At 35.2% G+C, this 14,195-nt stretch carries 10 protein-coding genes and 1 other RNA gene; 7 read left to right on the forward strand and 4 right to left on the reverse strand.

Features of this window, described 5'->3' with window-relative positions:
* The first annotated feature begins 29 nt into the window (after positions 1 to 29).
* The 6 genes from B8977_RS08295 (at position 30) to rnpB (ending at position 9,381) form a co-directional block, all read left to right on the forward strand.
* Complete coding sequence (locus tag B8977_RS08295) at positions 30 to 725, forward strand: PspA/IM30 family protein (RefSeq protein ID WP_084017241.1); 696 nt, start codon at positions 30 to 32, stop codon at positions 723 to 725.
* Entirely contained in the window at positions 718 to 915 is a 198-nt protein-coding gene (locus B8977_RS08300) for a DUF4177 domain-containing protein (protein ID WP_084017242.1), read from the forward strand. Before B8977_RS08295 ends, B8977_RS08300 begins: the two co-directional genes overlap by 8 nt.
* Positions 916 to 958: 43 nt before the next feature.
* Positions 959 to 1,627, forward strand: coding sequence for a DUF1449 family protein (locus B8977_RS08305; RefSeq protein WP_084017243.1), 669 nt, complete (start codon positions 959 to 961; stop codon positions 1,625 to 1,627).
* Between the two features lie 15 nt (positions 1,628 to 1,642).
* A complete protein-coding gene (locus tag B8977_RS08310; protein WP_084017244.1) occupies positions 1,643 to 3,760 on the forward strand; it encodes a flotillin family protein in 2,118 nt (705 codons plus the stop codon).
* 134 nt (positions 3,761 to 3,894) lie between these two features.
* The gene (locus B8977_RS08315; RefSeq protein WP_084017245.1) at positions 3,895 to 8,736 is read left to right on the forward strand and encodes a DNA repair ATPase; all 4,842 of its coding nucleotides are present in this window, start codon (positions 3,895 to 3,897) and stop codon (positions 8,734 to 8,736) included.
* A 324-nt stretch (positions 8,737 to 9,060) separates the two neighbouring features.
* Positions 9,061 to 9,381, forward strand: an RNA gene (gene rnpB / locus B8977_RS08320) — RNase P RNA component class A.
* Between the two features lie 35 nt (positions 9,382 to 9,416).
* Here rnpB and B8977_RS08325 read toward each other — a convergent pair.
* The 4 genes from B8977_RS08325 to B8977_RS08340 form a co-directional block, all read right to left on the reverse strand.
* Positions 9,417 to 9,824, reverse strand: coding sequence for a hypothetical protein (locus B8977_RS08325; protein ID WP_084017246.1), 408 nt, complete (start codon positions 9,822 to 9,824; stop codon positions 9,417 to 9,419).
* 19 nt (positions 9,825 to 9,843) lie between these two features.
* On the reverse strand, positions 9,844 to 11,112 hold the full coding sequence (locus tag B8977_RS08330; RefSeq protein WP_143736410.1) for a di-heme oxidoreductase family protein: 1,269 nt from the start codon (positions 11,110 to 11,112) through the stop codon (positions 9,844 to 9,846).
* Between the two features lie 159 nt (positions 11,113 to 11,271).
* Positions 11,272 to 12,348 (reverse strand): imelysin family protein, encoded by a 1,077-nt coding sequence (locus B8977_RS08335; RefSeq protein ID WP_084017248.1) that lies wholly within the window; start codon positions 12,346 to 12,348, stop codon positions 11,272 to 11,274.
* Between the two features lie 27 nt (positions 12,349 to 12,375).
* Positions 12,376 to 13,716, reverse strand: coding sequence for a hypothetical protein (locus B8977_RS08340; protein ID WP_084017249.1), 1,341 nt, complete (start codon positions 13,714 to 13,716; stop codon positions 12,376 to 12,378).
* Between the two features lie 171 nt (positions 13,717 to 13,887).
* Here B8977_RS08340 and B8977_RS08345 point away from each other — a divergent pair, with 171 nt between their 5' ends.
* Entirely contained in the window at positions 13,888 to 14,181 is a 294-nt protein-coding gene (locus B8977_RS08345) for a hypothetical protein (RefSeq protein WP_084017250.1), read from the forward strand.
* Positions 14,182 to 14,195: the final 14 nt, after the last annotated feature.

Consider the following 14,195-nt stretch of genomic DNA (forward strand, 5'->3'; position numbering starts at 1 on the left):
AAGTAATTAATAATTAAAATCATATAACCATGAATATTTTCAAAAGAATCTTTAGAATCGGACAAGCAGAAATTCATTCTGTTGTCGAAAAAATGGAAGATCCGATAAAAATGACCGAACAGGGAATCAGAGAAATGAAAGCTGACTTGGATGAGTCATTAGAAGCATATGCAAAAGTAAAAGCGTTGGCAATACGTACTCAAAACAATGTGGAAAACAAACGAGCAGAAGCTTCTGAATTTGAAAAAAAAGCAATTATATTGCTGCAAAAATCGGAAGCCAAAGAATTGGAAACCGAAAAAGCGGAAAGTTTAGCAAAAGAAGCGTTATTATTGAAAAAACAATTGTTGCTCGAAGTAGAAGAATTGAAAAAACAAGCCGCTGCACACCAGAATTCTTCTGAAGAATTGTACAAAAATGTAGAAGTTTTGAAATTCAATATTTCTAAATGGGAAGCGGAATTAAACACTTTGAAAGCAAGAGTAAAAGTTTCTGACGCTACGAAATTGGTCAACAAACAATTGGCTAAAATCGATTCCAACAGCACTATCAGTATGCTGGAACGAATGAAAGAAAAAGTGGAAGAAGACGAAGCTTTGTCGAAAGCTTACGGAGATATCGCACTGACAAACAAGAACGTAGTCGATGAAATTAACGAAGCAATTGGTGCCGATGATGTTTTGGATGAATTGGAACAACTTAAAAATAAATTGAAAAATGAGTAAAAAATTTGAATACAAGACTTTGGAAATAAGACCAACAGGAACTTGGAAATCGAAATTTGATATTGTTGAAATTGATAAAATCCTTAATGATTTTGGTCAAGAAGGTTGGGAACTGGTTTCAATGGAAGACAAAAATTTCGGATATGGAACCACCGAATGTTTTTATTACACTTTCAAACGCGAAGTCTAAAAAGCTTTTATATAATACTTTTGATTTTATACTTAATTAAAAAATGACAGAACTACTAAATCTTTTATTCAATCCATTGCCGAACGGAATCATGACCGTTTTGACGGGAATGTCACTCCTGTATTGGGTTTTCGTTTTGTTTTCTGGAAATGGAATCGATTTTGGGTTGGATGCGGATTTGGATGTCGATTCTGAAATCGGAGACGTAAACGATGTCGATGCCCCCGAAAGTGGCGATGTAAGTTTCTTTTCCAAAGCAATGGATTTTATCAATATTGGAAAAGCTCCATTCATGGTTATCATGACTTTGTTCAAATTCGTCGGTTGGATCATTACTATTGCGTCATCCATTATTTTTCAAATCGGAAAATGGGGTGTTTGGTCTGTTTTGATCTTGATTCCGATTTTTATTGTAACATATTTGCTGATGCACTGGTTCACAAAACCTTTGGTTAAATTTTACCATAATTTAGGTTATACTGGCGAAGAATCTATCGATTTTATGGGACGAACCGGGAAGATGAAATCAACCATTTCCGAACAAAAATATGGTTCTGCAGAATTTTACATCAATGGCGATATGATTCGCCTAAACGTTGTAAGTCAAAACGGTGACCAAATTAATTATGACGAAACAGTTATCATTGTAAATGAATCAAAAGACAAAAAAATCTTCTACGTAAAAAAAGAATATACTTTAAATAACATCTAAACAATTTTTGAAAAAATGAATGTACCTAACTTTTTATTTATTGGAGGAACGACTTCCATCATATTGATTGCTGTCGGCGTATTGATTTTCCTCTTTTTCGGCTTTTTGGTAGTATTAAGTTCTTTCTACAAAAAAATTCCACAAGGAAAAGCCATTGTGAGAACGGGTTTTGGAGGAACCAAAGTTGCTTTTAACAAAGGAATGTATGTAATTCCGATTTTCCACAAAATGGAAATCATGGACATTTCTGTCAAAAAAATTGACATTGCCAGGATGGAAAATGATGGATTGATTTGTAAAGACAACATCCGCGCAGACATCAAAGTTGCGTTTTTTGTTCGTGTAAATAAATCAATTGATGACGTGATCAATGTGGCGCAAAATTTAGGTTGTGAGCGTGCGAGCGATCCGGAAACTTTGAAAAGTATTTTCGAAGCTAAATTTTCTGAGGCTTTGAAAACAGTAGGTAAAAAGTTTGATTTCATTGAATTATATGAAGCACGTCGTGAATTTCGTGATGAAATTTTAAATATTATCGGAACCGATTTGAACGGATATATTTTGGACGATTGTGCGATTGATTATTTGGAACAAACCGAATTGAGATTTTTAAGTCCTGACAATATTTTGGATTCTGAAGGAATTAAAAAAATCACAGATTTAACTGCAAAACAAAATATGGATGCGAATTTGATTCGCAGAGCGGAAGAAAAAACCATTCGTAAACAGGACGTTGAGGCGCGTGAAGCAATTTTGGAATTAGACCGTCAATTGGCTGAAAAAGAAGAACGCCAGAAACGTGAAATAGAAAATATTAAAGCGCGTGAAGGTGCAGAAATTCTAAAAGTAAATGAAGAAGAAAGATTAAAATCGGAAACAGTAAGGATTCAAACTGAAGAGTCTTTGGCCGTTCAGGAAGAAAATAAATTGCGTCAAATTATCATCGCAGAAAAAAATAAACAACGAACTGACGCCATAGAAACGGAAAGAGTAGAGAAGGATCGCCAATTAGAACAGACTGAAAGAGAGCGCATTGTCACTTTGGCGCAAATTGACCGAGATAAAATTGTCGAAGTTGAAACCAAAAATATCCAAAACGTAATCAAAGAACGTGTTCAATTGGAAAAAGGAGTTGTTGAAGAACAACAAAACGTGAAAGATGTGGAAGTTTTCCGTGATGCCGAACGTAAAAAACAAGCCGGAGTAATTGCTGCAAGTCAGGAAGCGGAAGAAAGATTGGTTGCAACTGTGAAAGCTGCGGAAGCAGCAAAAATCGCTGCGGAACAAGAAAAGGAAAAGAAAATCATTGACGCAGATGCAGAAAAAAATGTTGCAGAAAGAAAAGCGCAGGAAATTATAATCGAAGCAGAAGCGAAAAAAGAAGCATCAGCAAAGGAAGCCGAAGGAAGAAAAATCATTGCCGAAGCACAAGCAAAAGAAGCTGCAGCAATCGGTTTGTCAGAAGCAGAAGTAATGATTGCAAAAGCGGAAGCGGAAGAAATCCAAGGAACTGCGCAAGCATCTGTTATTGAGAAAAAAGCGGAAGCCGTTCGTAAAGAAGGTTTGGCTGAAGCGGAAGTAGTTCGTGAAAAAGCATTGGCGGAAGCAAAAGGGATCGAAGAAAAAGCAGGCGCCATGAAAATTTTAAACGAAGCCGGACAATCTCACGAAGAATTCAAATTACAGTTGAATAAAGAAAAAGAAGTTGAATTAGCACAAATCAATATCCAAAAAGATATTGCTGCTGCACAAGCAGATGTACTTTCTGAAGCGTTGAAAACTGCGAAAATTGACATTGTGGGTGGTGAAACCATGTTCTTCGAAAACATCGTGAAACAGGTTTCCAATTCAAAAGGATTTGACCATTTGATAAACAATTCGAAACACGCAACTGACATCAAAAATTCATTGATCGGTGAAGATGGAAAAGGCGATTTGGCTGAGAAGATTCGTGGAATGGCAGACAAATATGGAATCAATTCCAACGACATTAAAAACTTGACCATCACTGCCGCTTTGATTCAATTGCAACAAGCCGCATCCGCACAGGGAAATGAACAGGATTCCGGATTTATCAACTCATTGTTCAGCATTGCAAGCAACTTGGGGATTTCGAATAAGAAATTAGGATAATACTAAATTTTGTCTAGGTTATTTTCATTAAGATTTTAACCTTGGCAAAATTTATCCAATTCTAAATTTAATTTTTATCACATCGAGCGTAGTCGAGATGTGTAGAATTTATCTAACGCATTAAAATTTTTTAAATGCCAGAAGAAAAAGATAAAATACCAAACATAGAACTCGATTCGGGAACCTACGAAATCATCAAACGCCGTCTTCAAACGCAGAAAGATGAATTGGTAAAACGTTTGAATCAGCTTAATGAAGCGCGAAAAGAAGTTTTCAATTCGACGAACTTTACACTTAAAGCCAACCAAAGAATTACTACTGAAAATAATTGTGTTGCTCGAGGAATTGTCGCATTGGATGATATCTGCATTTTCGGCTACAACGTTCATTTTGGATTGAGAACCGAAATCAAATTGGATGATGTTTTCAGCATTTATCAGTTTGACGGAACGCAATTCATTCCGCAAAATTTAGATTTGATTCATGATGAAAATTTTATTACGGATTATCAAAATTTGTATAAATATTACCGCGATTCAATTTTCTCAAAATTTAGACTGACAGAGAATTATCTTTACATGATTTTCCAAATCAGCAAAAGCGCTGATGATTTGAAAGCCTTCAAATGGTTAATTAAAGACGGAAAATTAATTTATCAGGATGACCGAAGCATTCATGAAGTAAAAAATCCGAATCAGTTTGAATTTGAATGGGTTAAAACTACTTTGGATGATCGCCGTTTGGGTAAATTTCCGCACGTTTCTGTTTTGGACAAAGTTTTCATCGAAGCAATTCACGGCGATATCACATTCAAAATTGAAGACAATACCGAATCCGGAAAAGGAATTTATTCCGAAAAAGTAACCAATCTCGACCAGCAATTGGACGATGCGGAATATTACTATGCCGATTTGGGGAATATGATTGCGATTCGCATCAAACCTTATCAGGAAGAATTCCGTGCATATATTTTCAACCAGCGGACGAAAGAAGTTATCAATCTTCCATCCTTAAATTCTTCCGCAATTTTACTGCCTGATAATCAGGGGATCATTTTCTCAAATGGATATTACCTTCAAAACGGAACGCATAAAATTTTCGATATTCATTTAGAAAATGTAACGTTTTTGAGAAAAATTTCTTCGCCCAACGGAGAAGATTTTCTCTATGTTTTTACCCAAAGAGAAAGCAACACTTTCATCTTGATGTCTTATAATATCATCCAGCAATCCGTTGAAACGCCGATTGTTTGTAATGGTTTTACGATTTTCAAAGACGGAAGTTTAATTTATTTCCGAACAGAACAAGAAGCCACACGCCATCATCAAGTTCAGATTTGGGAAACTCCTTACATGGCAGTTTTAAACGAAAATTCTGAACGAAAAGATGATCCGATTTACAAAGTTGGAAACAAACAAATCGTTCAAGCGATGGCGGAAACGCAGGAAATAGTACTGCTCATCAACAAAGAAGACAGTTACGAAGGGCTTTACGAAGATATTTTGAGAAAATCAAGTTCCCTTGTTGATTCCTATTTTTGGATTAATGATAATTCACTCAAAAATTTAGGAGAACCTCTGAAACAGATTTACGAAATTGCCAATACGGCTATTGACGAATTTGTAAAAGTCCAAGCGCAACGCAAACACTCGGGCGAGTTATTGGAAGTTTCTGAAAATAAATTGGAAGAATTAACCTTCAAAATCAACAGTACAATTGTCGAAACTTTAGACCAATTGGTGAATCAGCTGGCTGATGCAAGAAGGTTGCAAGGCGAATTACTTGATTTGAAAAATGTTCGGTATGTGAACATTGAAAAAGTTAATTTATTGCTGGAAAATTTATCCAAAATCACAACAGATTTATCTGATAAAACGATTGAATTTTTATTGCGTGATGAAGCTTTAATTCCTTACGGACAGAAAGTAGCAGAACAGAAAATAAAAGTAGCAGAAATTACAAAAGTTTTCGACGCGAAAGCAATAGAAGATTCTAATTCAAATATTTCTACTGAATTAGAATTATTGATTGATATTCTCAACAGTTTAAAAATTGACGACGCTACACAAACGACAAAAATTATTGAGAAAATTTCTGTGATTTTTGCTTCGCTGAATGAAGTTAGGGCACAGCTAACCCGAAAATTAAATTCACTAAAAAGCAGCGAAGCGATTGCCGAATTTTCAGCACAATTAACTTTGTTGGAACAATCGGTTACCAACTATTTGGAACTTTCGACCTCAGCTGAAAAAGTGGACGAATATTACACCAAAATTCTCGTTCAGCTTGAAGAATTAGAAAGTAAATTTTCTGAATTTGAGGATTTTGCCTTGAAAATTGCAGACAAACGCGACGAAATCATAAAAGCGTTCAACACACGTCGCGAGCAAATTGTTGAACAAATTAACAAACGCACTTCTTCATTGGAACAAATCGGATTGCGTGTGTTGAAAAATATCGAAAACAAATCCAAAACTTTCACCACGCGTGAAGATATTTTGAGTTTTTATGCTTCGGATTTGATGGTTGATAAAATCCGTCAATTAATTTCGGAACTGAAGACTTTAAATGATGTTTCCAAAGCCGAAAATTTAGAAAATTTACTCAAAAAATCGCAGGAAGATGCACTCCGAATTCTTCGTGATAAAACGGAATTGTACGTTGACGGCGAAAATATAATTGCACTCGGAAAACATAAATTTTCAGTCAACAATCAGTCTTTGAGTTTGACTTTGCTCAACCGAAACGGCGAAATGTTTTACCACCTGACCGGAACGAGTTTTTACCAAAAAGTCAAAAACAGCGAAATCACAAACTATAAAGATATTTGGGAACAGGAGCTGGTTTCGGAGAATTCACAAGTCTATCGTGCAGAATATTTAGCATACAAAACTTTCTTGGCTTCGCAACAAAACATAAAAGATTTTGATGCCGAGAAATTTATACTTCAAACGGTTGAACAAAATTATTCTGAAAATTACATAAAAGGCGTTCATAATTTTGATGCATTGCAAATTTACAATGTAATAAAATCGATGGATGAAAAAATGGATTTGCTTCGTTTTGAAGGAAATCTGCGCGCAACTGCGCAATTATTTTGGCATTATTTATCGGAAGAACGCAGAAATAAATTGAATGCGTTGATTCATTCGACACATTCGATCTTGAAAACTTTTCCGAGTTCAAAACGTTATCAATCTGTAATCGAAGAAATTAAAAATGAATTTTCAACTTGGAAAACGACTTTGGATTTTACTGAAATCGATGCAGAAGAAATTGCGACTTATTTGTTCAAAACCTTTACCCAATATGGGAAATTTGCATTGAGTGAATCGGCAGACCATTTGAAACAAGAATTCATCCGATTGTTAGAGTCAAAAAAATCATTAAAAGAATTCCAAGTGGATTTAGAAAATGAACAATTTTCATTGGTCGATCGTTTTTATTTGATTTTGAATTGGTTGAATTCATTTATTGATGAAAATGAAACTTTAGAAAATTATAGAAAATATATACAAGAAACGGCTGTTGTCTTGTTGTTCCAAAAAGACGAATATGAGTTAATTTTTGGAAAAGACGAGGTTGAAATTGAAGACTTAAAAGGGAATCATCCTGTTCTGAATAACGGAAAACTTAAAATCGAATACTATGCTTTCATTAATAAATTGCGTGATTTCGCTGCTGTTAGCGTTCCTCGTTTCGAATCTTTTTTGAAGCTGAAAGAACAATTGAGCAAGCAATATGAAAAAGAATTAAAAATCAATGAATTTGAACCAAAGGTCTTGACTTCATTCGTTCGAAATAAATTGATCAACGAAGTTTATTTTCCATTAATTGGAAACAATTTAGCGAAACAATTAGGTGCCGCTGGTGACAATAAACGCACTGCCAGAATGGGAATGTTACTTTTGATTTCGCCGCCGGGTTACGGAAAAACGACTTTGATGGAATACCTTGCCAAAACGATGGGATTGCATTTTGTGAAAGTAAACGGACCGACGATTGGACATTCAATTACTTCGATTGATCCTGTGGAAGCAAAAACTTCCGGCGAACGTGAAGAATTGAAAAAAATCAATTTATCGTTTGAAATGGCGGATAATGTAATGTTGTATCTCGATGATATTCAACATTTAAACTCAGAATTTTTACAGAAATTCATTTCACTTGCAGACGGTCAACGTAAAATTGATGGAATTTTCGAAGACGAAAGTAAAACTTATGATTTGCGTGGAAAGCGCTTCTGCATTGTAATGGCAGGAAATCCCTACACGGAAAGCGGTTCTAAATTTCAGATTCCGGATATGTTGGCAAACCGTGCCGATGTGTATAATTTGGGAGATGTGATCGGAGATACGGAACATTTGTTTAATTTAAGCTTGATTGAAAATGCTGCGATTGAGAATTCTCATTTAGAAAAAATTGCGAGTAAGTCCTTTAAAGATTTTTATGCGTTGATTGATTTTGTGCAAAATGGTGCGGAACAATTGCCGGATTTGGAAGGAAATTATCTGAAACAGGAAGTCGATGATTTCATTGCAGTATTGAAGCAGATTTTGAAAATCAGAAACATCGTCGTAAAAGTTAATCAAAATTACATTTTATCTGCTGCGATGCAGGATGCGTACCGAACGGAACCGCCTTTTAAAATGCAGGGTTCGTACCGGAATATGAGCAAATTGGTGACGCAAGTTGTGCCGATGATGAATGATAAGGAAATCGATGATTTACTTTTGGCGCATTACGAAAGTGAATCTCAAACTTTGACAGCCGATACTGAAAGTAATTTGTTAAAATTGAAAGAATTATCTGGTTTAATCAATCAAGATGAAATCAAACGTTGGGATGAAATCAAGGAAATCTTCCGTAAAAACAACAAACACGGCGGACTTGGGAAAGATGAAAAAGTTTTCGGTCAATTGCTGGAATTTAACGAGAATTTAGAAGGAATTATCAAGGCGATAAAGGGAAAGTAGATTTTTTGTCAATTCGAGCTAAGTCGAGAAATCTCTTAAAAAACCTTTCAGATTTAAAATCTTGAAGGTTTTTCTTTTTCTCGATAGGGCATAAATTCATCTTTTTTCTTTTTGGGAAAAAGAAAATTGTATAATCTTTTGAATAGTTTAATTATTCCCAAAATAATTCCTTGAAAAATTATTTCAACAAAAATGTAAGTAAATATTTCGACAATAATCATTTGGTTTCTAAAACGTAAAGATATATTTTTCAGCTTCAATTTTTTAATAATAGGCTACATAATTGCAGGCTAATTAAATTCCAAAATTAAAATTAACTTTGCATCCACAAATCGCTTTGTCGCTTTTCGTATTTATATGAGAGGAGGAAAGTCCGGACACCGTAGAGCAGCATAGCGGGTAACGCCCGTCATTTCGGAGCAATCCGAAAGAGGACAAGTGCAACAGAAAGCAAGTACAGTTCGGCTGTAGTGAAACCAGGTAAACTCTATGCGGTGCAATGCCATGTATATCGGCAGTTAAGGGCTGCTCGTCCGTTGCCGAGGGGTAGGCAGATAGATTTCGTTGGTAACAACGAAGCAAGATAAATGACAAAGTTCCGATTTATTTCGGGAACAGAATCCGGCTTATAGATTTGTTTTATAAAAAAATCCTTGTTCAAAAACAAGGATTTTTTCATTTTATTTAACCCAAATGATGGATTTCCATTTCGGATAATAATATGCGAAGATGATAATGTTCATCAATAATGGAATTCCTGTTTCGACATTCTCATGCATTCTGTTATCAATCATCAAATGAAACAAAAATATATTGATGATGATTGGCATGAAAATGATGCTTCCCAACAACCTTGTTCGTGGATAAATTAATAAAAGCCCACATACGACTTCCATCACTCCTATGATTTTAGTGTAACCTGATTGGCACAACGAAGTCATCAGATTTTGATAGAGAAGGGGTAAAGTACTTGTTGCATCGTAAACTTTACAAGGAGAAATCAGATTTCTGTTAATTCCTTTGTAGATAAAATATAAACCTAAAACGATGCTCAGGATTAGAATTAAATAACTTGTAATTTTTTTCATAGAACTAATTTTAAATGAATTATAATGAATTAAGAAACAATAATAAATCTTCCCGGTCTTTGGTTGGTAAATTTTTGAAAGCATTTTTAGAATTTTCGGCTTCGCCTCCGTGCCACAAGATTGCTTCTGTAAGATTTCGCGCTCTGCCGTCATGTAGATATTCCGTATGTCCGTTTACAATTATCTGCAGCCCAATACCCCAAAGCGGGCGCGTTTTCCATTCTCTTCCGGTAGCCAGATAATCGGGACGGTTGTCTGCCAGCCCTTCTCCCATATCATGTAACAGTAAATCTGTAAATGGATAGAAAACTTGATTGGACAAGGCAGGAATGGGAGAGTAGCCGGTTTTTTGTTTTGGAATATGACAGTTGCTGCAGTTCATTTGTTGAAATAATTTGTAGCCGTTGTTGACATCGGGATTATCAACCTTTCTTGCTGCAGGAACAGCCAAGGTTTGACAATAAATTACAACTTGATTTAGAATTAAATCGGAAATTTCAGGATCGTCAGTCCAACCGTCTGCAGGAAAATCATGAGAAAATATAGGATTTGTGATTCCCATATCTTCATGGTAAGCAGAAGCAACCTGTAATTCAATGGTAGAAACATTTGCTTTCCAGCCAAAACGGCCTAATTCCACTCGTTGTGTAATTGGATTCCACACATAATTGGCTTTTCCACTTATTCCGTCACCATTATGATCAAATTCATCTGCCATTAACAATAAATCTGTTTCAGGAATAAATTCCAGCAATCCCAATCCGAAAACCGGCGGTGCGATTCTGGGAGATAACATGATATCAGAAGGTATTTCCTGATAGAGGTTGTTTAGTGAATACAGAGGTTTTCTTAGATTTACAATAGTTCCATCAGAAAGTGTTTCTGTAAGTTCGGTCCAAATTACCTGATAATCCGCTTCGGGGACAAACCCTACCACAGCATGATTTTGTATCTGGGTTCCATATCCCGGAACAGTCAGAGGTCCGTTATGAGCATCTACACCAGAAATGCTTACTCTGAAAAGTAAACTGCTAAAACTATTGATGTTTTGTGGAAATTTTCCACGACCATCAGAAGGGTGACATTTTATACAAGAAGAATTATTGTAAACAGGTCCTAATCCTTGATTTAAAGGTGCAGGCGCTGTTACAAAAATTTGCTCAAATTCCATGTCACCTGCAAGGTGCATTTCCAGAAAATACCCGGATAAATTATTTGCAGGAGAACTGTAAGCAATATTTGACATCGTAAATATGGTCGTTTCTCCTCCTGCATATTCTCTTTCCATATCAACAGGCTGCCCATAGTCAATTTCATCACTCTGACAAGATTTCAGAACAATGATTGAAAATATTAATATTCTAAAAGAGAAGCTCCTCACATTATTAAATGAAATAAAACCAACGGCTTTTTTGCCGTTGGTCGATCATTAGATTTTAAATTAATTTTATAAACCTGAGATGTAAGGTTTCAATTGAGAGTCCAATATCTCCTGCAAAATAATTACTTTATCAATTGCATTTTCTACAGCCGGACGGTTATTCTGAATCGCGCTTGTAAAAGTTCCCGGAATATTTTCAATCCCTGCGATAGCTTCATCGATTGCGGTTTTGATAGCCGTATCCAGAGTTGGATTCTGTACAGCAACTATTTCAGATAACCCTAAACCGCTAGACTGGTAATCTCCTGAATAAATGTATTTAATTCCACGTATATTATCCGCAAAGTCAGCCTTGGAATTATTACTGAATCGTGATTCTTCATCTTCCAATGAAAAGCTTCCATTGTTACCATACATCGGGTCATACATTTTTCCGTTACCAACTTCATCAGCAATTACGACCATACCATCTACAACTTGAATAAGAGCTGCAATTTGAGATTGATAAATACCATTGTCAGCATCGGTTAGATTTCTTGCGAAATTTGTTCCTGCAGGATTCCAAGCATTATATAAGTTGGTGGTTTGCTGGCTTAAGTAACCAGCCGTTGCTTTTATGTAGTCAATTTCTCTTGCAGTTAACTGATCAGCTGTTTTTTGACCGTCGATTCCCCAAAGTAAATATTCTAAAGCATGAAACCCTTTGGCATTTGCATCTTGTTCAGCAATAAAATTTACAGTGATGGGAGAGCTTGCACCTAAAACCTCGTTCACAAATTGTAAATCAATTGGCCAAGAATCGATGTTTCCGTCCACACCCAAACCTTCATCACCCGCAGGTCCATACAAAGTTGTTTCTGAATTTTCCCAATAGATACGCATTTCAATCCAAGCTTGTCTCGCTGCATTAAGAGCTTCCTGATTCCCTATTTGTACAGCATTGGCAGTTGTAGCAGCAACTTCTCCTTTTTGTTTGAGAACTTCATAATTTTTAACTACCACATTTAAAGCGATGTTATTTAGATTGCTACTGTAATCTTCAGTAGCTGTGATGACTACATCATCGTCAGAACAAGATGTGAGTGTAATTCCAAATGCAGCTACGATCATCGCAGCATTTTTAATGTTGAATAAATTTTTCATAATAATATTGAATAAGTATTTTTTAATTTAAAATCTGAATCCTATTCCTGTTGAGAATATATTTTCCATTTGTTTTCCATCGATTTCTCCGGTTACGATGTCGATGTTGTCTGACCCTAACATTCTTGAAGAGTATTGAGCTTTGAGGATGACTTGCGGGAATATGAACCAATTAATACCGCCTGTGATCACACTTCTTTTCCAGCGTTTATTTGCAGTGATACTTCCTGCAGTTTCGTGCATGGTATCATAAAAATCGAATCGAATAAAAGGATAGAGCTTCATTTTGGAATCTTTGTTTAAAAAATTTAAAACATCATACCCCAATTCGGCTGAAAAACCAATCGCATTTTTTGCAACAGGTGTTTTTTTTATGCCCAGATTAGATGGTAAATTGCGGTTACGTTTAGAAATCAATTCAGAATTTTGCAAATCACCATAAATAAATTGGGAAACGAATCTTAAAGGATGTTCAAAAATAGAAATATGTGCTCCAAATAGTTTAACATTAGCATCGGCATCTAAATCTGGCTTTGGGCGGTTCCCGGCTGTGTTACCATAATAATAAGATATGCCGGCATAAGTATGTTTATCTTTTCCAAAATGAAAATCTACATTTGAGAATATTGCAAAATTTTCAGCGTTTACCATTTCAAATCGATTCTGATAACCATCTTTGATCCAATTGGCAGAACTAAATCCGGTCGCATCAAGTCCATTTACATAAGCCAATCTGTAGCTGAAACGATTTTTCCAAAAGTTTCCATAAACCTCAATTCCGTTTTCGTACCACCCAAGCGGGAGTATGGCATCTTCCATTTCAGGACGATGTGTCGTAAAGTACTCATCAGGGTCATCTAGACGTTGTGAAATGTTGAAATTAACTTTCAACCTTCCTGCTTTTATGCTCAAATATGGACGAAATTGATAGTCAATATTTAATTGCTCGAGCTTGACCTCACCTCCTGATTCTATTTCCTGTTCAAATTCTCCAAACTCTTCTTGTACATCCAATTCCATCGTAGAGCCGGTTCCACCATGCTCAAATTCGATTTCTGTATGTAATTTTAATTTTTCGGTAAAATGATAATCTATGTACACATTGAGTCGTTCGGCATCAATTTTATTTCTGATGGCAGGGTCGGTGTCAAATCTGCTGTAGTCATAATAATTTAAAACACCGTAGCCTTTGACGCTGAACTTTGACCATTTGAATAATCTTTCTTTTTCCTGTTGGGAATAATTGTTAAGAAGTAATTCTTCATGTAATTCATCTTTAATTACTGTTTTGAGGCTGTCTAAATTGATTTTTTGGGCAGTAACAAAACTCGTAAATATAAAAGCAATTATACTTATTTGAGTTTTCATTTATTTAGATTAAATAAAAATAAGGTACAAATGTTAAATTTTTATTAATATTAAAAAAATGATATTTATCATAATTTATAATTGGGTTTGACTTGGAAATATCTTTATTAAAAATTTGTTTTATCGAAAAAAACATTAACTTTGGTAAAGTCTAATTTTAAAATTAACATTATGAAGAAAGTAATTACTATTATGTGCCTTGCGGCCGCACCAATCATTTTTGCACAGCAAAAGGCTGCTGCTGAATTTGCACCTAAATCAGATGTAAAGTCAGAGAAGGCTAATACTCAAAGTTCTCAGTCTATTAAAGAATCAGAAAGAGAAACAAACAAAGTAAACTCAAAAGTAAAATCTGAAAAGGCTCAGGAAGCTGAGAAAAAAGCAAAATCTGAAAAGGCTGCTATAATTAATTCAGAACAGAACAAAACTAATGCAAATAACGTACAGAAATCAAAGAAAAAATAATTAAATTTCTTACA

The organism is Moheibacter sediminis (assembly GCF_900176425.1).
GTDB lineage: Bacteria > Bacteroidota > Bacteroidia > Flavobacteriales > Weeksellaceae > Moheibacter > Moheibacter sediminis.

Coding starts and splice junctions, on each gene's coding strand:
- B8977_RS08330 (WP_143736410.1), bottom strand. CDS start 11,112: ATGGAAAGAGAATATGCAGGAGGAGAAACGACCATATTTACGATGTCA.
- B8977_RS08315 (WP_084017245.1), top strand. CDS start 3,895: ATGCCAGAAGAAAAAGATAAAATACCAAACATAGAACTCGATTCGGGA.
- B8977_RS08340 (WP_084017249.1), bottom strand. CDS start 13,716: ATGAAAACTCAAATAAGTATAATTGCTTTTATATTTACGAGTTTTGTT.
- B8977_RS08335 (WP_084017248.1), bottom strand. CDS start 12,348: ATGAAAAATTTATTCAACATTAAAAATGCTGCGATGATCGTAGCTGCA.
- B8977_RS08345 (WP_084017250.1), top strand. CDS start 13,888: ATGAAGAAAGTAATTACTATTATGTGCCTTGCGGCCGCACCAATCATT.
- B8977_RS08305 (WP_084017243.1), top strand. CDS start 959: ATGACAGAACTACTAAATCTTTTATTCAATCCATTGCCGAACGGAATC.
- B8977_RS08325 (WP_084017246.1), bottom strand. CDS start 9,824: ATGAAAAAAATTACAAGTTATTTAATTCTAATCCTGAGCATCGTTTTA.
- B8977_RS08295 (WP_084017241.1), top strand. CDS start 30: ATGAATATTTTCAAAAGAATCTTTAGAATCGGACAAGCAGAAATTCAT.
- B8977_RS08300 (WP_084017242.1), top strand. CDS start 718: ATGAGTAAAAAATTTGAATACAAGACTTTGGAAATAAGACCAACAGGA.
- B8977_RS08310 (WP_084017244.1), top strand. CDS start 1,643: ATGAATGTACCTAACTTTTTATTTATTGGAGGAACGACTTCCATCATA.